The sequence below is a fragment of the Stenotrophomonas sp. ZAC14D2_NAIMI4_6 genome, assembly GCF_003086875.1.
Lineage (GTDB): Bacteria > Pseudomonadota > Gammaproteobacteria > Xanthomonadales > Xanthomonadaceae > Stenotrophomonas.
In genome coordinates, this window is the sequence record NZ_CP025996.1 from 1,358,129 (window position 1) to 1,381,190 (window position 23,062).

At 67.8% G+C, this 23,062-nt stretch carries 20 protein-coding genes; 14 read left to right on the forward strand and 6 right to left on the reverse strand.

Going from position 1 to position 23,062, the window contains the following annotated elements:
* Positions 1–52 precede the first annotated feature (52 nt).
* From C1933_RS06215 to ubiM, 4 genes are all read left to right on the forward strand, one after another.
* A complete protein-coding gene (locus C1933_RS06215; RefSeq protein WP_108752560.1) occupies positions 53–1,216 on the forward strand; it encodes a hypothetical protein in 1,164 nt (387 codons plus the stop codon).
* Between the two features lie 58 nt (positions 1,217–1,274).
* Positions 1,275–1,820: a DUF4019 domain-containing protein gene (locus C1933_RS06220; protein ID WP_108752561.1), complete on the forward strand. Its 546-nt coding sequence runs from the start codon at positions 1,275–1,277 to the stop codon at positions 1,818–1,820.
* 12 nt (positions 1,821–1,832) lie between these two features.
* The gene (locus C1933_RS06225; protein WP_108749028.1) at positions 1,833–2,222 is read left to right on the forward strand and encodes an MAPEG family protein; all 390 of its coding nucleotides are present in this window, start codon (positions 1,833–1,835) and stop codon (positions 2,220–2,222) included.
* Between the two features lie 104 nt (positions 2,223–2,326).
* Positions 2,327–3,505, forward strand: coding sequence for a 5-demethoxyubiquinol-8 5-hydroxylase UbiM (gene ubiM / locus C1933_RS06230; RefSeq protein ID WP_108752562.1), 1,179 nt, complete (start codon positions 2,327–2,329; stop codon positions 3,503–3,505).
* A 20-nt stretch (positions 3,506–3,525) separates the two neighbouring features.
* On the opposite strand, the gene C1933_RS06235 is transcribed toward ubiM, so the two are convergent.
* Positions 3,526–3,747, reverse strand: coding sequence for an RNA-binding S4 domain-containing protein (locus tag C1933_RS06235; protein ID WP_108752563.1), 222 nt, complete (start codon positions 3,745–3,747; stop codon positions 3,526–3,528).
* Positions 3,748–4,005: 258 nt separating this feature from the next.
* Here C1933_RS06235 and C1933_RS06240 point away from each other — a divergent pair, with 258 nt between their 5' ends.
* The 5 genes from C1933_RS06240 to C1933_RS06260 all read left to right on the forward strand — a co-directional run bounded on the left by C1933_RS06240 (position 4,006) and on the right by C1933_RS06260 (position 12,210).
* Positions 4,006–5,931, forward strand: coding sequence for a DEAD/DEAH box helicase (locus C1933_RS06240; RefSeq protein WP_108754755.1), 1,926 nt, complete (start codon positions 4,006–4,008; stop codon positions 5,929–5,931).
* A 165-nt stretch (positions 5,932–6,096) separates the two neighbouring features.
* Positions 6,097–8,514, forward strand: coding sequence for an EAL domain-containing protein (locus C1933_RS06245; protein ID WP_108752564.1), 2,418 nt, complete (start codon positions 6,097–6,099; stop codon positions 8,512–8,514).
* A gap of 117 nt (positions 8,515–8,631) precedes the next feature.
* Positions 8,632–10,296 carry a diguanylate cyclase gene (locus C1933_RS06250; protein WP_108752565.1) on the forward strand — a complete coding sequence of 555 codons (1,665 nt, stop codon included), beginning with the start codon at positions 8,632–8,634 and terminating at the stop codon, positions 10,294–10,296.
* Between the two features lie 34 nt (positions 10,297–10,330).
* Complete coding sequence (locus C1933_RS06255; protein WP_108752566.1) at positions 10,331–11,053, forward strand: pseudouridine synthase; 723 nt, start codon at positions 10,331–10,333, stop codon at positions 11,051–11,053.
* Between the two features lie 86 nt (positions 11,054–11,139).
* Positions 11,140–12,210: a sensor domain-containing diguanylate cyclase gene (locus C1933_RS06260; protein ID WP_108752567.1), complete on the forward strand. Its 1,071-nt coding sequence runs from the start codon at positions 11,140–11,142 to the stop codon at positions 12,208–12,210.
* A gap of 158 nt (positions 12,211–12,368) precedes the next feature.
* On the opposite strand, the gene C1933_RS06265 is transcribed toward C1933_RS06260, so the two are convergent.
* Positions 12,369–13,316, reverse strand: a complete 948-nt coding sequence (locus tag C1933_RS06265; RefSeq protein ID WP_108754756.1) for a DMT family transporter — start codon at positions 13,314–13,316, stop codon at positions 12,369–12,371.
* Positions 13,317–13,394: 78 nt separating this feature from the next.
* Between C1933_RS06265 and C1933_RS06270 the strand changes: the two genes are divergently transcribed.
* Positions 13,395–14,009 (forward strand): Pr6Pr family membrane protein, encoded by a 615-nt coding sequence (locus C1933_RS06270; RefSeq protein WP_108752568.1) that lies wholly within the window; start codon positions 13,395–13,397, stop codon positions 14,007–14,009.
* Positions 14,010–14,021: 12 nt separating this feature from the next.
* On the opposite strand, the gene C1933_RS06275 is transcribed toward C1933_RS06270, so the two are convergent.
* Entirely contained in the window at positions 14,022–14,465 is a 444-nt protein-coding gene (locus tag C1933_RS06275) for a VOC family protein (protein ID WP_108752569.1), read from the reverse strand.
* A 110-nt stretch (positions 14,466–14,575) separates the two neighbouring features.
* Between C1933_RS06275 and C1933_RS06280 the strand changes: the two genes are divergently transcribed.
* The 3 genes from C1933_RS06280 to C1933_RS06290 all read left to right on the forward strand — a co-directional run bounded on the left by C1933_RS06280 (position 14,576) and on the right by C1933_RS06290 (position 18,798).
* Positions 14,576–16,138 (forward strand): serine hydrolase, encoded by a 1,563-nt coding sequence (locus C1933_RS06280; RefSeq protein ID WP_108752570.1) that lies wholly within the window; start codon positions 14,576–14,578, stop codon positions 16,136–16,138.
* 151 nt (positions 16,139–16,289) lie between these two features.
* Complete coding sequence (gene smrA / locus C1933_RS06285; RefSeq protein ID WP_108752571.1) at positions 16,290–18,122, forward strand: multidrug efflux ABC transporter SmrA; 1,833 nt, start codon at positions 16,290–16,292, stop codon at positions 18,120–18,122.
* Positions 18,123–18,210: 88 nt separating this feature from the next.
* Complete coding sequence (locus tag C1933_RS06290) at positions 18,211–18,798, forward strand: hypothetical protein (RefSeq protein ID WP_108752572.1); 588 nt, start codon at positions 18,211–18,213, stop codon at positions 18,796–18,798.
* Between the two features lie 111 nt (positions 18,799–18,909).
* On the opposite strand, the gene C1933_RS06295 is transcribed toward C1933_RS06290, so the two are convergent.
* Positions 18,910–20,718: a DUF885 domain-containing protein gene (locus C1933_RS06295; protein ID WP_108752573.1), complete on the reverse strand. Its 1,809-nt coding sequence runs from the start codon at positions 20,716–20,718 to the stop codon at positions 18,910–18,912.
* Positions 20,719–20,872: 154 nt separating this feature from the next.
* On the opposite strand from C1933_RS06295, the gene C1933_RS06300 reads away from it, so the two are divergent.
* The gene (locus C1933_RS06300; protein WP_108754757.1) at positions 20,873–21,646 is read left to right on the forward strand and encodes a DUF4349 domain-containing protein; all 774 of its coding nucleotides are present in this window, start codon (positions 20,873–20,875) and stop codon (positions 21,644–21,646) included.
* Positions 21,647–21,691: 45 nt separating this feature from the next.
* Here the strand turns inward: C1933_RS06300 and C1933_RS06305 are convergent, their stop codons facing one another.
* Together C1933_RS06305 and C1933_RS06310 are read right to left on the reverse strand one after the other, a co-directional pair.
* Positions 21,692–21,985, reverse strand: a complete 294-nt coding sequence (locus C1933_RS06305; RefSeq protein ID WP_108749042.1) for a hypothetical protein — start codon at positions 21,983–21,985, stop codon at positions 21,692–21,694.
* 69 nt (positions 21,986–22,054) lie between these two features.
* On the reverse strand, positions 22,055–22,999 hold the full coding sequence (locus tag C1933_RS06310; RefSeq protein ID WP_108752574.1) for a LysR substrate-binding domain-containing protein: 945 nt from the start codon (positions 22,997–22,999) through the stop codon (positions 22,055–22,057).
* Between the last annotated feature and the right edge of the window lie 63 nt (positions 23,000–23,062).

Below are 23,062 nucleotides of genomic sequence, written 5' to 3' on the forward strand. Positions count from 1 at the left end.
GGCGTTGGCGGGTAGACTGTGGCTCTCGCTTCCCTCGAATACCGGTTGCCCGATGTCTTTCCGATTCCGCTGGTTGCCCCTGTTGTGCCTGGCCCTTGCCGGCTGCAAGCAACTGGAAAATCCCGGCAACGTGACCGCGGCCGACAAGGCGGCGCGGGCGCCGGCCAGCGATGGCGAGAACATGGTGTCGATCAATGCCGCCGATGCACCGCTGCCGCCGGCACCGCCGCGCAGTCGGGCGGACCGGCCGTGGGCGGCGGCGCAACTGGAAAACGGCAACGCCTGGATCAGCTGCAGCACCGATTACGCCGGTGAGGGTGGCGATGGCGTGGCGCTGGAAGGGCTGGGGCGCGATCAGATCCAGCAGGCGCTGGCGCCGTGCGCCGAGCGAGGGCTGCTGCGCGTGCGCTACACCGGCAAGATCAATCCCGGTTTCGCTGAACTGGTCTGGCGCCTGGCCGTGGTGGCCGATGCGCTGAAGATCCACAAGCGCATCCTCGATCTGGATTCCAGCGGCGGCCAGGTGGAATCGGCCATCGTGGCCGGCGACAGCATCGGCGAATCGGGCTGGACGATCTGGGTGCGCGAAGGCTCGATCTGCCACAGCGCCTGCGTGTTCGTGCTTGCCGCAGGCGACAACCGCCTGCTGTCGGGCAAGGTCGGCATCCACCGCATGATGCGCATCAGTTCCAAGGCGACCTCGCGCGCGGAACTCAACCGCGAACTGCACGAGGTCTATGACAACGTGAAGGACTACCTGCAGCGCAACGGCGTTGCCGTGGGCGTGGCCGATCTGATGATGACCGTGCCCAACCGCAGCCTGCGCCTGCTCACTCCCGAGGAGCTGCGCCAGTTCGGCCTGGATGGCACCAACGCGGTGCAGGACGATCTGGAGCGGATCAAGCAGATGCGCACTTGCGGCGATGATTTCGTGCAGCGCAAGGATGCCTTCCTGGTCGCCTTCGACCAGCAGTGCAAGCGCGAGGGCGTGGACATGGAATCGATCAACAGCTGCGGGCAGGCGCTGAAAGAGCGCTTCGGCTTCCCCGATCCGGTGTGCCCGGAAGAAAGTCCGTTGTCCGAGATCGACGTGGCCACCCTGCCGCCGGCGCCGCCCGAGCCGCCGGTGGCCGAGCAGCCGCCGGCCGCGGGTAGCGGCGGCGCACCCGCCGAGGCCGAGGCCGCTGCAGTGGAAGCCAGCAGTACTACGCGCTGACGAGCCGATCACCACGCTGGCGTAGACTGCGGTTCCATTCATTGAACCGGCGGTGGCCATGAAGCGCGCGTTCCTGTTGCTGTCCCTGTTGCCCCTGGCCGCACTGGCGCAGGCACCTGCGCCGGCCACGCCCGCACCGGCACCGGCGCGCCCGGCACCGGCCACGCCGGCCGCCGCCAAGCCCGCCACCGCGGCCGCGCCGACGCTGACCCCGGCCCAGCAGGCCCAGGTGCAGAAGCAGGACGCAGAAATGACCGCCGCGGCGCTGAAAGCCGCGCAGCTGGTCGATGGCAACCGCGCCGGTGAACTGTGGGACGGTGCTTCGGTCGTGGCGCGCCGCGCCGTTCCCAAGGCTGCTTTCGTCAGCCAGCTCACCGCCGACCGCACGCGCCTGGGCGCCCTGGCCGGGCGTGGCCAGCCCAGCGTGACCCGGGTGAAGTACGGCCCCGGCGCGGCCGTGCCGGAAGGGCTGTACATCAACGTCAGCTTCCCCACCCGCTTTGCCAGCAGCGCCCAGCCGGTGCGCGAACTGGTGTCGTTCCGTTTCGACGAAGACCAGACCTGGCGCCTGGCCGGCTACAGCCTGCGCGCTTCCGCTCCCTGACGGAGATCGAACATGGCGACCGAACTGACGATGCTGGCCTGGGCAATGCTGCTCGGCTTCGTGCATATCTTTGCCGCCACCGGTGCGGCCACCCGCGAGCGCGGCCTGAAGTGGAACGCCTCGGCCCGCGACGGCCAGAACGCGCCGCTGGGCGCGCTGGCGGCACGGCTGGCGCGGGCCCAGGCCAACTTCTTCGAAACCTTCCCGTTCTTCGCCGCCGCTGCCATTGCGGTGGTGCTGTCCGGGCGCAGCAGCGAGCACACCGTGCTGGCCGCGCAGGTCTATTTCTGGGCCCGCGTGGTGTACCTGCCGCTGTACGCCAGCGGTGTGCCGTATGTGCGCAGCCTGGTCTGGGTGGTGTCGATCGTGGCGGTGCTGTCGCTGGTGCTGGCCCTGCTGTAAGGCCGGTAGAGGGCAGGGGCCGGCTGCTGCGCTGATCCAGATCAAGGTCCTTAACGCGCCCAGCGCTAAGCTGGTAGCGAACGGACAAGGGTCAGGAGACAGGCATGCGTGGAATGGACGTGGTGGTGGTGGGCGCCGGGCCGGCCGGCCTGTGCTTTGCGCGCGCGCTGGCCGAAAGCGGCCTGCAGGTCGGGCTGGTGGAAGCGCAGCCACGCCAGGCGCTGGCGGCGGCCGCCTTCGACGGTCGCGAGATCGCACTCACCCATGCCTCGCGCCAGACGCTGGAACAGCTGGGCCTGTGGCAACGGCTGCCGGCCAGCGAAATTGCCGAACTGCGCGATGCCAAGGTGCTCAACGGCGGCTCGCCGTTCGCGCTTACCTTCGCCAGTGAACGCACGGCCGACCAGCCGCTGGGCTGGCTGGTGCCCAATCACCTGATCCGGCGGGCGGCCTGGCAGGGCGTGCAGGACCAGGCGGGCCTGCAGCTGTTCGACGGGCGCAAGCTGCAGTCGCTGCGTGCCGATGCGCAGGGCCACGTGGTCACCCTGGATGACGGCAGCCAACTGCACGCGCGCCTGCTGGTGGCCGCCGACAGCCGTTTTTCCGCCACCCGCCGCCTGCTGGGCATCGGCGCGCAGATGCGCGACTTCGGTAAATCGATGCTGGTGTGCCGCATGCAGGTCGAGCGCGACCATCGCCACACCGCCTGGGAATGGTTCGGCTACGGCCGCACCCTGGCCCTGCTGCCGCTCAACGAAGGGCAGGCGTCAGCGGTGGTCACCCTGCCGCCGCGGCAGATCGAGCAGCTGCTGGCGATGGACGAGGTGGCCTTCGGCCAGGCCATCACCACGTTCTTCGAGCACCGCCTGGGGCAGATGCAGCCGGTGGCCACGCCGCAGGCCTATCCGCTGGTCGGTGTCTACGCGCACCGTTTCGTCGGCAGCCGCTGTGCGCTGATCGGCGATGCTGCCGTGGGCATGCACCCGGTCACGGCCCATGGGTTCAACCTGGGTCTGGCCAGTGCGCAGCGGCTGGCGCAGGGCATCTTGGATCAGCAGCGACGCGCGGCGGACATCGGCGCCGAGGGCATGCTGGCCCGCTACGAGCGCGGGCACCGGCTGGCGTCGCGGCCGTTGTACGAGGCCACCAACGCCATCGCCAGCCTGTATACCGATGACCGCGCGCCGGCCCGCCTGCTGCGCGCGGCCGGGTTGCGGCTGGCGCAGGGCGTGGCGCCGTTCCGCAAGGTGATTGCCTCGCATCTGACCCAGCGCGTGGCCTGATCCTGCCTTGCCCGGCCGGGTCAGCCGGCCGCCAGCACGCGGATCTGGCTGTCATTGAATTCCACCACCTGGCCTGCGCGGATCTTGCAGGCCTTGCGCAGCTCGACCTGGCCGTCCACCAGCACCTGGCCGTCGCCGATCACCATCTTGGCCTCGCCGCCGCTGGTGACCAGGTCGGCCAGCTTCAGCAACTGCTTCAGTTCGACGTACTCGCCGTCGAGGTCGAATTCGAGAATCTGCATGGAACGCGGTTTCCTGGTGGGGGCGGGCCGGGGCCGGCCGCGCGGGTCGCGTATTGTGCGCCAGTGTGGGCGGCCATGGATGCGAATGGAATCCTGTACGCGCCGTTCAGGCACGGTGCGGTATCATTCCGCTCTGAGCGAGTGAATCTCCCTCCGAACGAGCAGCGCCAGGGCACGCGATAAGAAGGGCGCCCAAAGCGCGGACCATCCCTTTTTTATCGCACTGCCATGCAGATGGCCGTGCCTTTGGAGTTTTCCATGTCCCAAGATTCCCAAGCGCCGCTGCAGTTCTCGCAGCTCGGCCTGTCCGAGCCTGTCATGCAGGCGGTCAGCGCCATCGGCTACGAAACCCCCTCGCCGATCCAGGCCGCCACCATTCCGGCCATGCTGGAAGGCCGCGACGTGCTGGGCCAGGCCCAGACCGGTACCGGCAAGACCGCGGCCTTCGCGCTGCCGGTGCTGTCCAACATCGATCTGCAGCAGACCAAGCCGCAGGCCCTGATCCTGGCGCCGACCCGCGAGCTGGCCATCCAGGTGGCCGAGGCGTTCCAGTCGTATTCCTCGAAGATCCCCGGTTTCCGCGTGCTGCCGGTGTACGGCGGCCAGCCCTACGGCCAGCAGCTGTCGGCCCTGCGCCGCGGCGTGCACATCGTGGTCGGTACCCCCGGCCGCGTGATCGACCACCTGGATCGCAGCACCCTGGACCTGTCCGAGCTGAAGACCCTGGTGCTGGACGAAGCCGATGAAATGCTGCGCATGGGCTTCATCGACGACGTCGAAGCGGTGCTGAAGAAGCTGCCGGAGCAGCGCCAGGTGGCCCTGTTCTCGGCCACCATGCCGCCGCAGATCCGCCGCATCGCGCAGACCTACCTGCAGGACCCGGTGGAAGTGACCATCGCGGCCAAGACCACCACCTCGGCCAACATCCGCCAGCGTTACTGGTGGGTGAGCGGCATGCACAAGCTGGACGCGCTGACCCGCATCCTGGAAGTCGAGCCGTTCGACGCGATGATCATCTTCGCGCGCACCAAGGCCGGCACCGAAGAACTGGCCAGCAAGCTGCAGGCCCGTGGCCTGGCCGCTGCCGCCATCAACGGTGACATGCAGCAGGCCCAGCGTGAGCGCACCATCGCCATGCTGAAGGAAGGCAAGCTGGACATCCTGGTGGCCACCGACGTGGCGGCCCGTGGCCTGGACGTGGAACGCATCAGCCACGTGCTGAACTACGACATCCCGTACGACACCGAAAGCTACGTGCACCGCATCGGCCGTACCGGCCGTGCCGGCCGCAGCGGCGAGGCGATCCTGTTCGCCACCCCGCGCGAGAAAGGCATGCTGCGCCAGATCGAGCGCGCCACCCGCCAGCCGATCGAAGAAATGCAGCTGCCGAGCGTGGAAGCGGTCAACGATACCCGCATCAACAAGTTCACCTCGCGCATCAGCGAAACCCTCGGCGCCGGCGGTCTGGATTTCTACCGCCAGCTGCTGGAGCGTTTCGAGACCGAGCAGAACGTGCCGGCCATCGAAGTGGCTGCCGCACTGGCCAAGATGCTGCAGGGCGATACCCCGTTCCTGCTGCAGCCGCCGGTGCGTGCGCCGCGTGAAGAACGCGCGCCGCGCGAGCGTTTCGACCGTGGCGACCGCCCGGAACGCGGTGACCGCTTCGACCGCAACGAACGCGGCCCGCGCTTCGAACGCGGCCCGCGCCGCGAAGAAGGCGAGGGTGGTTTCGAACAGCGCCCGCGCCGTGAAGTGCCGCCGCGTGGTGCACCGGACCAGGGCATGGAGACCTACCGCATTTCGGTGGGCCACCAGCACGGCGTGAAGCCGGCCAACATCGTCGGCGCCATCGCCAACGAAGCGGGCCTGGAAAGCCGTTACATCGGCCGTATCGACATCCACGACGATTTCTCGCTGCTGGACCTGCCGGCGCAGATGCCGCAGGACGTGCTCAGCCACCTGCAGAAGGTGTGGGTGTCGGGCCAGCAGCTGCAGATGCGTCCGCTGGCGGCCGGTGAAGAGATCAACCCGGCTCCGCGTCCGTTCAAGCCGCGCTTCGACAAGCGCGGTCCGGGCGGTCCGGGTGGCCCGCGCCGCGGTGGCCCGGGTGGCCCCGGCGGTGACCGTGAAGGTCGCCCGCCGCGCCGTGATGGCTTCAAGCCGCGCGGTCCGCGCAGCTTCTAAGCACCACGCCTGAAGGGGCGGTGGTCGATCGGGCCTTCATCTTCGGATGGCCCGGGCGACCGCCGCCCTTTTTCGTGGGCTTCGCACCGTCCACACACCCACGGTTCTAGGCTGAACGGGTTCCGCAGGAGGTTGCCACCGTAATCGCGTCCGGGGGGATCCAGGATGGGTAGGAGGGGTAGCGAGCAGCAGGACCGACGGGTGCCGATGACCCGGGGGTTGGGGCTGCGGTTTGCATTGCTGACCGGGATGGCGATCGGCCTGGTCGGGCTGTCGGCTGTCATCCAGGAGCTGCAGGCGGCGTCCACCGCCTGGATTGCCGGCCAGGGGCACTGGTCCCGCGGCCAGCAGGAGGCCACCTCGGCGCTGAGCCGATACCTGGTGCGCGGCCAGTTGATCGATCTGAATGATGCCGAGCGCGCGCTGCAGCTGCCGTTGGGTGACCTGCACGCGCGCCTGGCGCTGGAACAGCCCGAGCCGGACGAGGCGAGCGCCCGCGCCGGCTTCCTGCGCGGCGGCAACGCCAAGGGTGACGTGGCACGGTTGGTGTTCTCGTTCCGCCATGCCCGCGATTTCGGCGCGTTCCGTGATGCCACCACGCTGTGGCGACAGACCGACCCAGGCGTCCTGGCCATGCAGGCGCTGATCAGCGAACTGCGCCAGCGCCACCATGAAGGCCCCTTGACGGTGCAGGCGCGCGATGCCTACCTGCAGCGCCTGCGCGACATCGACCAGACCCTGCAGGGGCAGGCGAAGGCGTTTTCGCAGGCCCTGCTGGACATGTCACGGGCGGTACGCATCGCCACTCTGGTGGTCGGTGGCGTGTCGGTGCTGGGCATCACCCTGATGGCCATTGCCCTGGCCCGGCGCGTGGGCAAGGACATGGGCGAACATGAAAGCCGGTTCCGCGCCGCGTTCTACCAGGCCAACGTGGGCATGCTGAAACTGGACGCGCAGGGCCGGGTCATCGAGGCCAACCAGGCCATTGCCGATATCCTGGACTACCGCCGCGACCAGCTGCTGCAGGCCACCTTTGCCGAGCTGTTGATGGAAGGCGAGCTGGTGCTGGACGAGCAGGGCCAGATCGACTGGGAGCGGCAGCTGCGGCCAGGCGAGCTGCGCTTCCGCCGGCGTGACGGCAGCCTGGTGTGGGGCCGCTGGAGTGGCACCGGCGTGCGTACCCCCGGCCGCGGCCTGTCGGTGTTTGCGATCATCGAAGACGTCAGCCAGCACCATGCCCTGGCCCGCGAGATCGAGCACCACGCCAGCCATGATCCGCTGACCGGCCTGATCAACCGCCGCGAGATCGAACGGCTGCTGGAGAACGCCCTGCTGCAGGTGCGCTCGGAAGGCGGCGTGCATTCGCTGTGCTACATCAACCTGGACCACTTCAAGCTGGTCAACGACAGCTTCGGTCACGCCGCTGGTGACCAGATGCTGCGCGGCTTCGCCGAGTACCTGATCGGCGCGGTGCGCGACGGCGACTGGGTCGGACGCCTGGGTGCCGACGAGTTCGCGGTGTTCCTGGCCCGCGCCAGCCAGGACGAGGCCAAGCGTGTGCTGCAGCGGCTGCTGCGCAACCTGGGCCAGGCCACGTTCCCGATCAGCGAAGGCAGCCCGCAGTTGAGTTGCAGCATCGGCGTGGTGGAAGTGACCGCCGACGCGCAGGACGTGAACTGGCTGATGAGCGCGGCCGACAGCGCCTGCTATGCGGCCAAGCAGGCCGGGCGCAACCGCATCCACTGTTTCAACGAAGACCGCCTGGCGCTGGAGGAGCGGCGGCAGGAGGCCGAGCGCCTGCAGCGGGTCAGCCGGGCCATGGCCGAGAACCGCATGCTGCTCTACGCCCAGCGCATCGCCAAGGTGGGCGATCCGGGCTACCTGCATTACGAGGTGCTGGTGCGCATGCGCGATGCGGCCGGCGCACTGCACCTGCCGGGCCAGTTCATGCCGGCGGTGGAACGCTACGGCATGGCCGTGGCGCTGGACCGGCATGTGCTGGGCCTGTTGTTCCGCCACCTGCAGGTCTGCCCGGCGCACGTGCGCCAGCTCGGCCTGTGCAACGTGAACGTGTCGGCGCAGTCGATCGCCGAACCGGGATTCCTGGCCTTCGTCTGCGACCTGCTGGAACGCAACCGCGCGCTGGCGGCCAAGCTGTGCTTCGAGATCACCGAAACAGCGGCGATCAGCAACCTGACCCAGGCGCGGGCGTTCATCGATGCGGTGAAGGCGCGCGGCTGCCGCATGGCGCTGGACGACTTCGGCTCGGGGCTGTCCTCGTTCGGCTACCTGCGGCAGTTGCCGGCCGACATCCTGAAGATCGACGGCGCCTTCGTGCGCGACATGGGCAGCGACCCGGTCAGCCATGCCACGGTGCGCGCGATCAGCGAACTGGGCCGCGAACTGCAGATGGAAGTGGTGGCCGAATGGGTGGAGACCGAGGAAGTGGCCAACGCACTGGCGGCTCTGGGCGTGCAGGGCCTGCAGGGGTTTGCCATCGAGCGCCCGCAGCCGCTTGAACGGCTGACCCTGGCCGACCAGCGCCCGCTGCGCCTGGTGGGCCAGCCCGGAGCGGACCACTGATCCGGCGCGCTGCGCGGCCCCACCTTTGGTCTACACACCGGCGCCGCCGCAGGCTGCGATAATGGCCGCAGGGGCGACGTGCACTGGGCGCGGACGTAAGCAACAGCGGGACACAGCGTGGTCGGCAGGCACGTGCGGTTTGAAGTAGGGGCAGTGCTGGTGGTGCTGCTGGCCTGGCTGGCATTGCCCTGGCTGGGCCACGCGCGCGCGGCCGAAGCCGGGCGCGACTATCTGCTGGTGGGCGCCGCTACCGATGTGCCTACACCGCACCGCGCGTGTACGCCGCAGATGCTGGTCGGGCCGCGCCAGGAAGTGCGGGTGGATGCCCCGCCGGGCGGCTGGTCGGGCGAACCGCAGGCGCTGGATGTGTTCAACGTGTTCGCCGGCGAAGTCCGCCTGCAGCATGGCGAGCGCGAGATCTGCGGCAACATGGACGATGCGCGCACCCGCGATTCGCGCTTCCGCGCCGGCATTGGCATGGTGGCCGTGCCCCGCGCCGGCAGCCATGAACCCTTCTTCGTTTCCTGGCAGACCCCGCTGAAGGCACGCTGGGTGCCGACCCTGCGGCTGGGCGCGCCCAGCCCGGTGCAGCAGAACGACACCGCACGCCTGCTGGTGCGCGCAGCCTGCATCGCGGTGGCCATCGCGCTGGCGCTGTCGGCGCTGATGGGCTACTTGACCACCCGTGACCGCAGCTTCCTGTTCTACATCGGCGCCACGCTGATCCTGGTGCTGTGGCAGGCGGTGCTGGGCGGCCTGTCTGGTTACCCCGAACCCTGGCTGCCAGTGGGCGAGCGCGCCGCCTGGTGGTTGATCGCGCTGACCGCGGCCACCCAGGCCATGGCACTGCCGGCGCTGTGGCGCCTGAACGGTGGTGACCGGCAGTTGCCGCGCTCGCGCCTGCCGCAGCAGATCGTGCTGTGGGGCCTGCTGGCGGTGGCCGCGCTGGTGCCGTGGCTCGGCCGCGACGGTCTGCAGGTGGTGGCGGTGGGCCTGCAGGTCAGCTTCATCCTGGGCTGTGCGCTGTCGCTGGCGGTGGGCCTGTGGGCGCGGCTGCGCGGCGATGTGTGGTCGCAGGCGGGGTTGGCCGCGCTGACGCCGATGCTGGTGCTGATCGCCGCCGACGCCGTCAGTGCCGGCTGGTTGCTGGAATACCGCGTGGAAGCGCTGCAGCTGGCGGTGACGTGGCTGCTGATGATGGCCGCCTACGCCCTGAACCTGCGGCTGGGTCGCCTGCGCCAGCAACGCGACGAGATGCGCCACCTGGCCGAGACCGATTCGCTGACCGGCCTGCCCAACCGCCGCGCCGGCCTGCAGCAGCTGGGCGAGCACCTGCAGCGCGGTGCACGCGACGACGGTGGCCTGGTCATCGGTTTCCTTGACGTGGACCTGTTCAAGGACATCAATGATCGCCACGGGCATGAGGTCGGCGACCAGGTGCTGGTGGCGGTGGCCCGTGCCCTGCGCGCCAGCGTGCGCGGCCAGGACGAGGTTGCGCGGATGGGCGGCGAGGAGTTCCTGGTCGTCCTGCCGGGGGTGTCGCGCGAGGATGCGCGGCGGCGCCTGGACGTGCTGCGCCAGCGCATCACCGAAGCCTGCCAGAGCCTGCAGGTGCCCGGCCTGCAGGTGACCGCCAGCATCGGCCTGGCACAGTGGCGGCCGGGCCAGGACGATCTGGCGGCCCTGCTGCGGCGTGCCGACCATGCCATGTACGTGGCCAAGCGCGGCGGCCGCAACCGGGTCTTCGACGGCGAAACGGCAGATTCCGTTACCGTTGCATGAGGCGGGGAGGGTGGCAATGCCGGATAATGGGCGCATGACCACCCGACTCAACAAACATATTGCCGAAACCGGCTTCTGCTCCCGCCGCGAGGCCGACCGTCTGATTGCCGACCGGCGCGTGACCGTGAACGGCCGCCCGGCCGGCACCGGCGCGGTGGTCGGCGAGGACGACACCGTGCTGGTGGACGGCCAGCCGCTGCGCGCCCGCACCGCGCGCAAGCCGGGCGCGCGCCGCCACGTCTACATCGTGCTGAACAAGCCGGTCGGGGTGACCTGCACCACCGAAACCTCGGTGAAGGGCAACATCGTCGAGTTCGTCGGCCATGAGCAGCGCATTTTCCCGATCGGCCGCCTGGACAAAGAGTCCGAAGGCCTGATCCTGATGACCAGCAATGGCGACATCGTCAACCAGATCCTGCGTGCCGAGAACGGCCACCAGAAGGAGTACCTGGTGGCGGTGAACAAGCCGGTGACCGACGAATTCCTGCGTGGCATGGCGCGCGGCGTGCGCATCCACAACCAGATGACGCTGCCGTGCCGCACCTCGCGCATTGCCAAGTTCGGTTTCCGCATCACATTGCAGCAGGGCCTGAACCGGCAGATCCGCCTGATGGCGGCGGAGTTCGGCTTCCGCGTGACCCAGCTGCGCCGCGTGCGCATCGACAACGTCAAGATCGGCGCGCTGAAGCCGGGCCAATGGCGCAACCTGACCGACCAGGAGCTGCACGGGCTGCTGCCGCAGCAGCAGGACTGGTAAACCACGCTGGGACGAATGGCCGCCGGGCATGACCCGGCGCCAACATCGGCTAGACTCGGCGGCGACCTGCCGGAACATGACGCTGCATGATCAAGCCCGACAAGCCTGCCAACGAAGCCGAGCGCCTGCAGGCGTTGTATCGCTACCGCATTCTCGATTCGGACCGTGAAAAATCCTTCGATGACCTGGTGGTGATCGCCAAGGCGGTGTGCGGTACCAGCATGGCCGCGGTCACCCTGATCGATGTCGAGCGGCAGTGGTTCAAATCCATCCAGGGCATTGATGCCGCGGAAAACCTGCGCAGCGAATCGATGTGCGGGCACGCCATCCTGCAGCCGCAGGAAATCATGGTGGTGGAGGATGCGCTGCAGGACATCCGCTTCCACGACAACCCGGTGGTGACCGGCGATCCGCACGTGCGTTTCTATGCCGGCGCGCCGCTGGTCAGCAGCGATGGCCTGCCGCTGGGCACGCTGTGCGTGTTCGATGCGCACCCGCAACAGTTGGCGCCGGACAAGGCCGAGGCGCTTGCCGCGCTGTCACGCCAGGTGATGCTGGTGATGGAACTGCGCCGCTTCGCGCTGGATATCCAGAACCACATGCTGGAGCGCGATGATTACGAGCGCCTGCTGGCCGAGTACCACGAGGTGCTGCTGGCGCAGAACGCCGACCTGAACGAACAGAGCCGCACCGACGCGCTGACCGGATTGCCGAACCGACGCGCGCTGGCCGTCGCCCTGGCCGAAGCGGTGGCCACCGCCGATGGGCAGCTGCGGCAGACCTGCGTGGCCCTGGTGGATATCGACCATTTCAAGCAGATCAACGATTTCCAGGGCCACGCCACCGGCGATCGGGTGCTGGCCGAACTGGGGGTGCTGCTGCGCTCGCACTTCGGCGGGCGCGGCATGGCGGCGCGCTATGGCGGCGAAGAGTTCGTGGCCCTGATGCCCGATGTGGACCTGCGTACCGCTGAACTGCAGTGCGAATTCCTGCGCATGGCGGTGGCCGATCTGCCGCTGGGCTTCCCTGTCACCATCAGCATCGGCGTGGCCCAGTACCAGCCGGGCGAAAACACCGACCAGACCCTGGCCCGCGCCGACGCCGCGCTGTACCGCGCCAAGGCCAGCGGCCGCAACCGCGTGGAGCTGGCCCCGTAGAGTCGAGCTTGCTCGACTGCTGTTGGCCTGTGTCCAGGTAGAGTCGAGCTTGCTCGACTGCTGTTGGCATCGCGCGAAAAGCAGTCGAGCAAGCTCGACTCTACGCGTTGCATCCGGCGAAAAGCAGTCGAGCATGGCTCGACTCTACCGTCGGTGCGTCATTCAGCGATATTGCGCGCCTCGGCGGTGCCCAGGATTTCCGGGTGCTGCACCGGCTTGCGGCGGTTCAACAGCGGGTGCAGGAACACGGCGCCGACGATGATCGCCACGCCCAGGTAGAACCATGGGGTCACTTCGTGCTGTTCGTTCAGCAGCACCACCGCCAGCACCACCGCGTACACCGGTTCCAGGTTGGTCACCAGCTGCACCGTATAGGCGCTCAGGTGGCGCAGCGCCACCAGCGCCAGGGCAAACGGCAACAGGGTGCAGGCGCCGGCCAGCACCAGCAGCAGGATGCCGTCATGCAGGTCCGGCACCACCCACAGCGGGCTGGCCAGGGCCGGCAGCAGGTACGGCATCAGCGGCGCCAGCAGGGTCAGGGTGAGGGTGCCGGCACCCAGCTCCAGCGCGGTCACCGTCAGCGGATCGGCATGGCTGACCATGCGCTTGTTGAGTGAGCCGAACACAGCCACCAGCAGCGCCGACAGCGCGCCCACCAGCACCCCCAGACGCATGCCGTCGGGCACGCCACCCACCACCAGCGCAACGCCCGGAAGCACGGCCAGGCCGAAGGCCAGTTCGCGCAACTGGAATGGCCGCTTGGCCACCCAGGGTTCGATGATGGAGGTGAACACCGGTGCCAACGCGATGCAGGTGGCCGCGACCGAGGCGTTGGCCAGCTTCACCGCGCCGTAGAACGTGAGCCAGTGCAGCGCGACCAGCGCACCGATGCCGGCATAACCGGCCACCAGCCGCAGCGGCAGGGTACGCAGGCCACGCCAGACCCGCGGCAGCAGCGCCAGCATGGCCACCACCAGCAACATGCGCCACCACACCAGCGGCAGCGCCGGCAGGGTGATCAGCTTGCCGAGGATGGCGGTGATGCCCCACAGCAGGACACAGAAGTGGATCTGCCAGAGCGCTTTGCGGGTATCGGGGGTGGTCATGTGCGTATTGTGCGGCATGCGTGTGGCGGCCGGCGATGGCTGTGGCATGCTCGCGGCACCGTACTTGCGGGTATCGCCATGGCCGCGCGCTGGAACCTGTTGAAAGGCTGGGCCCTGCTGACTGCAGTGGCGGCGGCGGCGGCGCTGCTGCTGCAGTACGCGCTGCTGCTCACCGGGCCCGCCGCGGCGGCGGGCGTGGCCATGGCCACCCTGCGTTTCTGCAGTTACTTCACCGTGTTGAGCAACCTGGCGGTGTGCCTAAGCTGTGTGTGGATCGCATGTGGCCGCCACCTGCCAGCGCCGTTGGCGGCGACCCTGGCGCTGTGCATCGGCGTGACCGGGCTGGTCTACGGGCTGGTGCTGCAGCGGTTGTGGCACCCCACGGGCCTGCAGTGGTGGGCCGATACCGGGCTGCACTACGCCACCCCCGTGCTGTATCTGCTGGGCTGGCTCTGGCTGTTGCCGCACGGCGCCCTGCGCTGGCGCGTGCTGGGCCCGGTGCTGATGGTGCCGGTGGCCTACCTGGGCTGGGCGATGCTGTGCGGCACGTTGACCGGGCAGGTGCCGTACCCGTTCCTGGACCTGCAGCGCATCGGGGCGGCCGCTTTCAGCGGCAATGTGCTGCGCGTGGCCGGCGTGTTCGTGCTGGGCTGGACCGCCCTGTGGGCACTGGACCGCTGGCGCGGCCGCTGAGCGTGCCCGAACCTACTGGCCGGCCCCGGCGCGCCACGGGTCGTAGCTGCCGAACCACCACAGATAGCCTTCCGGGTCGGCGCAGGCATAGCCACGGCCACCGTAGTCCTGGTCGGCGATATCGATGACGATGCGCGCACCGGCGGCCTTGGCGCGGGCGTAGTGGGCATCCACATCGGCCACGATCACGCAGGCACTCTGGGTCTGCCGCCCATCCACCTCGTCGGGCATCACCGCCAGCTTCGACCACTCGCCGCCGTTGCTGGCCGAGCCCAGCATGATCATGCCCTGGCCGAACACCAGCTGGGCATGGAAGACCGTTTCGCCCTCGGCGTACACCGCCTGCGCATGGAACCCGAAGGCGCGTTGCAGCCAGTCGATCGCTGCCAGCGCATCGCGGTAGCGCAGGCAGGGAATGATGGTGGAGCCGCTGCCCACTGCATGATCGTCAACCATGGCACCCCTCCTATGGCACAGGGCAGGGTGGATCGCCGCCCGTTACCATCGTGCGAAACCCCGGTGACGGCCTGCACATGGCCGCGACCCCTGTTCGGAGATGGTGCTGGATGAAAACCTGGATCGGAGGAGCCGTGCTGCTGGCGTGCACCACCATGGCGAGTGCGGCCACCCCGCCGCAACTGCAGGACTTGGACGCAACGGTCGAGCGCGTGCGCGCGCAGTTCGACGTACCTGGCGTAGCCGTGGCCGTGGTGAAGGATGGCCAGATCGTGCTGGAACGCGGCTGGGGCGTGCGCGAACTGGGCAAGCCGGCACCGGTGCAGGCCGATACGCTGTTCGCCATCGCTTCCAACACCAAGGCGTTCACGGCTACCTCGCTGAACCTGCTGTCCGAGGACGGCAAGCTGAAGATGGACGACAAGGTGATCGACCACCTGCCGTCGTTCCGCATGTCCGATCCCTTCGTGACCGGGCAGATGACCCTGCGCGACCTGCTGTCGCACCGCAGCGGCCTGAGCCTGGGCGCCGGCGACCTGCTGTTCTGGCCCACCACCAGCTACAGCAATGCCGAGGTGGTGCAACGCCTGGGCCAGGTGCCACTGAAGGGCGGTTTCCGCGAGCGCTATGCCTACGACAACATCCTCTACGCGGTCGCCCAGCAGGTGATCGAAAAAGTGTCGGGCATGAGCTACGAGCAGTTCCTGCAGACGCGCATCTTCGACAAGGTGGGCATGGCCGGTACCCGCTACAACGCAGACCACCTGCAGCCCGGTGACAACGCGGCGGTGGGCCACGCCAAGTACGATTTCAAGGACCTGCGCACCGTTGCGCCGCTCACCTGGTCGAACAACGCCGGTGCCGGTGGCATCTATTCCAGCGCGCACGACATGGCGCGCTGGATGCAGGTGCAGCTGGCCGAGGGCACGCTGGCCGACGGCACGCCGCTGTTCAGTGCCAAAACCCAGAAAGACATGTGGCAGATGATCACGCCCCAGGCCATTGCCACGCCGAGCGTGCCCGAACTGGAGCCGGCACGGGCCAACTTCGCCGGCTATGGCGAGGGCTGGAACCTGAGCGACTACCGTGGGCAGAAGCTGGTCTGGCACACCGGCGGCTGGCCGGGCATGGTTTCGCGGCTGACCCTGGTGCCGGGCCAGAAGCTGGGCGTGGTGGTGCTGACCAACCAGGAATCGGGCGCGGCCTTCAACGCGATCACCCTCAGCGTGCTCGACGCCTACCTGGGCGGCGAAAAGCATGACTGGGTCGACGCCTACGCCAAGGGCGTGGCCAAGGGCCAGGACAAGGCCGATGAAGCCTGGGCCAAGCACCAGGCCGAGCGTGCCAAGGGCACTACGCCGTCGCTGCCGCTGCGTGGCTATGCCGGCCAGTACCGCGATCGCTGGTACGGCGACATGGCCATCGTGGCCGAGGGCAAGGGCCTGCGCCTGAGCTTTGCCAAGACCGCGCAGCTGACCGGCCGCCTGGAGCACTGGCAGCACGACACCTTCATCGTGCGCTGGGACGACCGCTCGCTCAACGCCGATGCGTTCGTGAACTTCAGCCTGGACCCGGACGGCAAGGTGCGCGAAGTGCGCATGCAGTCCATCTCGGACCTGACCGATTTCAGCTTCGACTTCCAGGACCTGCAGTTCACCCCCACGAACCGGTAGATGCCGACTCCCACGCACCGGTAGATGCCGACCTTGGTCGGCATATCGCAACGCGCCCACCCAGGTGGGCGCCTACCCGACACTGGCCGGAACGCGGGACACACACCCGGCATGGGATAATCCCCGCGCTGATTGATGGCGAGGGACTGTGATGTTTCGTTGGTTTGAATCTCTGATTCCGGTGTTCCCGCCGGTCGATGGCCGCATGCCGCCGCAGAAGGTGCTGCCGTTCTACCTGCACTACTTGCGCCCGGTGTGGCCGGTGCTGCTGGCCACCCTCATCGCCGGCCTGCTGCTGGCGCTGGTGGAAGTGGCGATGTTCGATTACCTGGGCCGCATCGTCGACATGGTCGCCGAACAGCCCGGTGCCGGCTTCTTCCAGCGCCACGCCAATGAACTGGGCTGGATGCTGTTCATCACGGTCATCGCCCGGCCGATCCTGGTCGGCCTGCACAACCTGCTGGTCAACCAGGCCATCGTGCCCGGCCTGAGCAACCGCTCGCGATGGCTGATGCACAACTACGTGGTGCGGCAGAGCCTGAGCTTCTTCCAGAACGATTTCGCCGGCAGCGTGGCCAACCGGGTGATGCAGACCGGTACGTCGCTGCGCGAATCGGCCGTGCAGATGGTCGATTCGCTCTGGTACATCGTGGTCTACACCGGCACCGCGCTGTACCTGTTCGCGCAGGCCGACTGGCGGCTGATGGTGCCGCTGATCCTGTGGCTGCTGGCCTATGCGGTGATCCTGGCGTACTTCGTGCCACGCGCGAAGCAACGCGCATGGATCGCCTCGGAAGCGCGTTCCAAGGCGATGGGCCGCATCGTCGATGGCTATACCAATATTCCCACCCTGAAGCTGTTCGCCCACGGCGGCCGCGAGCAGGCCTACGTGGCCGAATCGATCCAGGAACTGGCGGTGAAGCATCGCGCACAGACGCGCATCACCACCGGCATGGACCTGACCATCGCCATCGTCAACGGTTTCCTGATTGCCGGCACCTGCGGCCTGGCGCTGTGGCTGTGGAACGGCGGGCACATCACCGTGGGCGCGATCACCCTGGCCACTGGCCTGGTCATCCGCATCCACAACATGTCCGGCTGGATCATGTGGACCATCAACGGCATCTTCGAAGACATCGGCACCGTGCAGGACGGCATCACCACCATCGCCCAGCCGCTGACCGTGCAGGACCGTGACGATGCGGTGCCGTTGCAGGTGGCCCATGGTGGCGTGCACTTCCAGGACATCCACTTCCATTACGGCAAGAAGGGCGGGGTGATCGCCGGCCTGGACCTGGTGGTGAAGCCGGGCGAGAAGATCGGCCTGGTGGGCCCCTCCGGCGCCGGCAAGTCGACCCTGGTCAACATCCTGCTGCGGCTGTACGACCTGGAAAGCGGCCGCATCCTGATCGACGGGCAGGACATCGCCCACGTTACCCAGGAAAGCCTGCGCCAGCAGATCGGCGTGGTCACCCAGGACACCTCGCTGCTGCATCGTTCGATCCGTGACAACCTGCTGTATGGCCGGCCCGACGCCAGCGACGAGCAGTTGCGTGCGGCGGTGGCCAAGGCGCGCGCCGAAGCCTTCATCGACACGCTGGTGGACGGGCAGGGGCGCCGTGGCTATGACGCCCACGTCGGCGAGCGCGGGGTCAAGCTGTCCGGTGGTCAGCGCCAGCGCATCGCCATCGCCCGCGTGCTGCTGAAGGACGCGCCGATCCTGGTGCTGGACGAAGCCACCTCGGCGCTGGATTCGGAAGTGGAAGCGGCCATCCAGGACAGCCTGGACGAACTGATGGGCGGCAAGACGGTCATCGCCATCGCGCACCGCCTGTCCACCATCGCGCGCATGGACCGGCTGGTGGTGATGGACCAGGGCCGCATCGTCGAAACCGGTACCCATGCCGAACTGGTCGATGCCGGTGGTCTGTACGCGCGCCTGTGGGCGCGGCAGACCGGCGGCTTCATGGCAGCCGATCAATAACCGCACCGGGGTCGGATTCCTTTCCGCAGGAAAGGGCTCTGACCCCCTGCTGGACCAGGGAGGTCCCGTGAAACGCAATTGCAGACACGTGATCGCACTCGCCGTGTGTGTTGGCGCTTCGGCATTTCCTTCTGCGTACGCCCAGAACGTGACTCCCGCCACCGATCCTGTCGTCCAGATCTTTGCAAAGAAGGAAGGGCTGACCGCGGAGGAAGCCGACAGGCGTCTGCGCCTTCGAATGGCGGCTGGAGAGGCGCTTCAGAAGATCATGGAGGTCATGCCGGACAGGTTTGCAGGCAAGACGTTTACCGAGAACCCGATGGTCGTGACGGTCAGGCTGACCGGAGCCGACCCAGTGCCTTCCAGGATCGTTGACACCCGATACGGGCAGGTCACCTACCACTTCGTGGTGGGTGCGCCGCATTCTCTGAATGAGCTTCAGAGCGTAGTGGGATCTGGAAAGATCCAGACGCTGTTCCCGGAGCACCAGGGGATAATGGTCGACGGCGAGCGCGGCGTCATCGTGGTCGAGTTGCCTGAAAAGGACTTCGATAACAGTTACGAAAGCGAAGCGCTTGATGTCAGGCGTATGTTCTCTGTTCCGATCGAGCTGAAGAAGGCTGCAGCGCCTGTGAAACTACTTTCAGCACCTCAGGTGCGCGGTCCGGCGCGCTAGCCCCATCGGGGTCAGAGCCCTTTCCGCAGGAAAGGGATCTGACCCCAAGCGTGGATGAAAAACGGCCCGGGTTTCCCCGGGCCGTTCTGGTTCAAGCTGACACCCGCTCGATTACTCGATCGGCTGGTCCAGCATCAGCTGGCGGGCGAAGCGCACCGGCGGCGCGCCGTAGGACAGCATCTGGTCGTGGTAGGCCTTCAGGTTGAACTTGTCGCCCAGCTTGTCCTGCATGGCCTTGCGGGTGTCGAAGTGTTCCTGCGCACCGACGAAGTAGGTCGGCAGCTGCGCCGAGGTAAGCTGCGCGCGCACCCACTTGCCGCTCGCTTCGCTTTCCTGCTGGAACGCATCGTGGGTCATCAGGTGCATCGCCTTTTCGCGATCCCAGTTGTCCACGTGCACGCCCTGGTCCAGGATCGCGTTGGAGATGGTGCGCAGGTAGAACTTCAGCTGCACCAGGTGGAACAGCGGGTCGTTGTTGAGGTAACCCTGCTCCTGCATCATGCGCTCGGTGTAGACCGCCCAGCCTTCGGCGAACAGGCCCGAACGCAGCACGGCGCGCAGGGTGGAGGGGAACTTGGCCGAATGCCAGCCTTCCAGGTAATGGCCCGGGGTGCCTTCGTGGATGCTCAGCAGGTGGATCATGCGCGAGTTGTATTCGCGCAGGAACGAATCGACCTGCTTGTCATTCCAGTCGTCGGGAATGGGCGAGACCGCGTAGAAGGTCTTCAGGTTCTTGTCCAGCGGGCCCGGCGAATCGCAGTAGGCCACGGCCACGCCGCGCTGGAATTCGGGCATCAGGATGATGTCGACCGGTGCATCGGGCAGGGTCATCAGATCGTGTTCGCGCACGAACGCGGTGGACTGCTCCAGCGCGGCCTTGGCATCGTCCACCACCTTGTCGCGCGCCGGCTTGTCGGCGTAGGCCAGCTCCAGCGCCGCTTCGATCGCCTTCTGCTGCTGCTCGTCGGTCGGCTGGGCCGGCATCTCCGGTGCGCCCGGCTTGTCCTTCAGCACGGTCTGCGCGATGCCGTACATGTCCTCGCGCACGCGCTTGAGTTCGGCACGCGCACGCTCGCCGATCTCCTGGCGCGACAGCGAGGAATTCAGCGCGAACTTCAGCTTCTGGTCGTACTTTTCCGCACCGATGCGGAAGTCGCCCTTGGCATTGGGCACCAGGGTCTTGTCCAGCCAGGTCTGCTGTTCGTCCACGGCCTTCTTCAGGCCATCGATGGCCGCCTGCAGACGCTGCTGGTCGGCCTGCGGCAGTTCACCGATATGCGGGGTGATGAAGGTATCGACGATGCTGAGGATGCCCTTGTTCTGCTTGGCCACCGTCTCGGCGTGGATCTTCGGCACGCGTGCCGGGTCCAGGTTCTCGCGCGCCTGGGCGAAGATCGCCGGCAGCTTTTCCATGCGTGCGGTGGCCGACTTCAGGCGCTCGGGCAGCGGGGCGAATTCGCGGGCCATCAGGCCGTAGATCGCACTGCCGGCCAGGCCGTTGTACAGCTGCGGGTCCCACTTGCCCGACTGCAGCACCTCGGCGTTCCAGATTTCCGACTGCAGCTGGTTGCGCAGGATCGCCGCGTCCACCTGGTTCTCGCGGCCCAGCTTGGCCACTTCGATCTTGTCCAGCTCGCCCAGCAGCGCCTTGTAGGCGGCCACGGTCTTCTGCTGGCCGGCGGCGCTCAGGTCGTCGATCTCGCTGTCATAGCGGTGGTCGCCGATCTGGGTGGCGCTGACCGGCGACAGCTGCATCCAGGTGTCCAGGGCGCGCTTGGACAGATCGGCGAAGGCCGCATCGGCGGCCTGGTCAGCGGCCTGCTGGCCGGCGGCCGGGGTGGAGGCGTTGGTCGGGGCGTCGGCCGGCTGGCAACCGGCCAGGGCGGCAACCAGGGCAAGGGCAAGAAGATGCGGGCGCATCAGGCGTTCCTGTACGGGGTCAAACCCCGAGCATAGGCCGCCGGGGCTGCTTTGTCCCCCTGCCATAGGATTACCATGTGCGCCTCAGGGAATCTTCATTGGAGCGCAGGACATGCAGGAACAGGGACGCGGCCGCTACGGCACGATGGCGGTGATGGCCAAGGGGGCGCTGCTGGCGCTGGCCCTGGCCGCCTGTGCAAAGAACGGTGATATGGCCGCCGATGCCGGCGGTGTGGCCGCCGCCGCGGTCGCTTCACCGGAAGGCGCGTTCCTGGCCTACGAGCACGACGTGCAGGTGCAGCTGCCGGCCGAGCAGATCGCGCCGCGCATCCAGCAGATCGCGCAGGCCTGCCAGAGCGCGAAGTTCGGCGATTGCGCAGTCCTGCAGGTCAACCAGCGCAGCGGCGAGCGCCCCGATGGCGAGGTGCGCGTGCGCATTGCGCCCAAGGGCACTGAACCGCTGATCGCGCTGGCCGGCGAAGGTGGCACCGTGCAGTCGCGCAACACCCGTGCCGAAGACCTGGCCCAGCAGGTGGCCGATACCGCGCTGACCAAGGCGCGGCTGGAAAAGGAACACGCGCGCCTGCTGAGCTACCAGGACCGCAAGGACCTGAAGGTGGAAGAACTGCTGGCGGTTACCGCGCGGCTGTCTGAAATCGAGGCGGGCGTGGAGCAGGCCAACAAGGACAGCGCACAGCAGCGCCGACGCATCGACACGCAGCTGGTGACAGTGCACTTCGGCACGACCTCGGGCCAGCGCAGCCGCAGCGAGATCGGTGAAGCGCTGAGTGAATCGGGCAGCATCCTCAGCACCAGCGTGGCCTTCCTGATCCGCGCGGCCGCCGCATTGCTGCCGGTGGCGATCATCGCGCTGCTGTGTGGCTGGGGCGTCCGTACCTGGTGGCGGCGCCGCCGTCGCAAGGCCTGACCGGCGCCGCAGTGCGGGTAGCGCCGGGCCATGCCCGGCGACGCCTCAACCCTCGTCGGTCTCGTATTCGACGAACACATCCAGCTCCAGCGCCAGTTCCTGCACCGCATCGCGCACCTTCTGCGCGGTGCTCTCGTTGCCCACTTCCACTTCCAGCTCGTGGATGCCCGGACCGATATCGTCCGACAGGCCGGCCGAACTGGAATCGTCGTCATCCATGTGCGGCATCAGGTCGTCGGTCTCTTCAACGTGCTCGATACCTTCCAACCCCAGCAGCAGATCGCTGATGGCGCGGGCATCGTCTTCGGTTCCGGTGATTCGCAGTCGCAGCATGGACATGGCAGTGGCACGTGGTGGGAGTTCAGCGCAGCGTAGCCAGCGGCAAGCAAAGACCGGGTGAGGGCGCTGTCAGCCGACGGTCGGTGTGCGGCCCAGCAGGCTGTCGGGCAGGGCGGGAATGGGCGTGCGCTCGTCGTGTGCCTGGCCCAGCAGCCAGTCGATGAACACGCGCGCCGCCGGGCCGGGCGGTTGCCCTTCGGCATGCACCACGTAGTAGCTGTAGCGCGCCTTCATCGCGGGGCCCGGCAGGCGCACCACTTCGTAGCGCTGCAGGTACGGTTGCGCGATGTGGGTGCGTGCCAGCACCGCGCCCATGCCATACACCGCCGCGCGCATCGCATCGGTGCTGTCGGCGAAGGTGTGCATGGGCGGCAGCGGCGAGGGCGGTCGCACCCCGGCGTGACGGAACCAGTCGCGCCAGCCCTGCGGGGACAGATCGCTCAGCAGCGGCAGGTCGGCGATGCGTGCCGGGTCGTCCAGTGCTTCCACCCCGGCCAACGCCGGCGAGGCCACCGGGAACAGCTGGTCGTCCATCAGGTGCTGCGCGTGCAGTCCCGGCCATTGGCCCAGACCGTAGCGGATACCGACTTCCGGGCCGCTGTCGTCGTAGCGGTCCAGGCCGCTGCCGGTGTGCAGTTCGATGCGGATCTGCGGGTGGGCCTGGGTGAAGCGCGGCAGGCGCGGCAGCAGCCAGCAGTACGACAGCGACCGCAGTGTGGTCACCCGCAGGGTCACGCTGTCGGCGTCCGGTTGCAGGTGGTGGGCCACGGCGGCCACATCGGTGAACGCGGCGCTGGCGGCGTCGGCCAGCTGGCGGCCCTCGGCGGTCAGGCGCACCCCGCGCGCATGGCGCAGGAACAGGCGGGTTTCCAGCACCTCTTCCAGGCGGCGCACATGGTGGCTGACCGCGCTGGCGGTCAGGTGCAGTTCCTGGGCGGCCTGGGCGAAGTTCTGGTGGCGTGCGGCCACCGCGAAGACGGCCAGTGCAGGCAGCAGGGAAGGGCGTAGCAGCATGTCCAGCCTCAAACCATATTTGTGGCTGACAGCGATACTACGCGCTTGTGCGGCAGGCGTCTG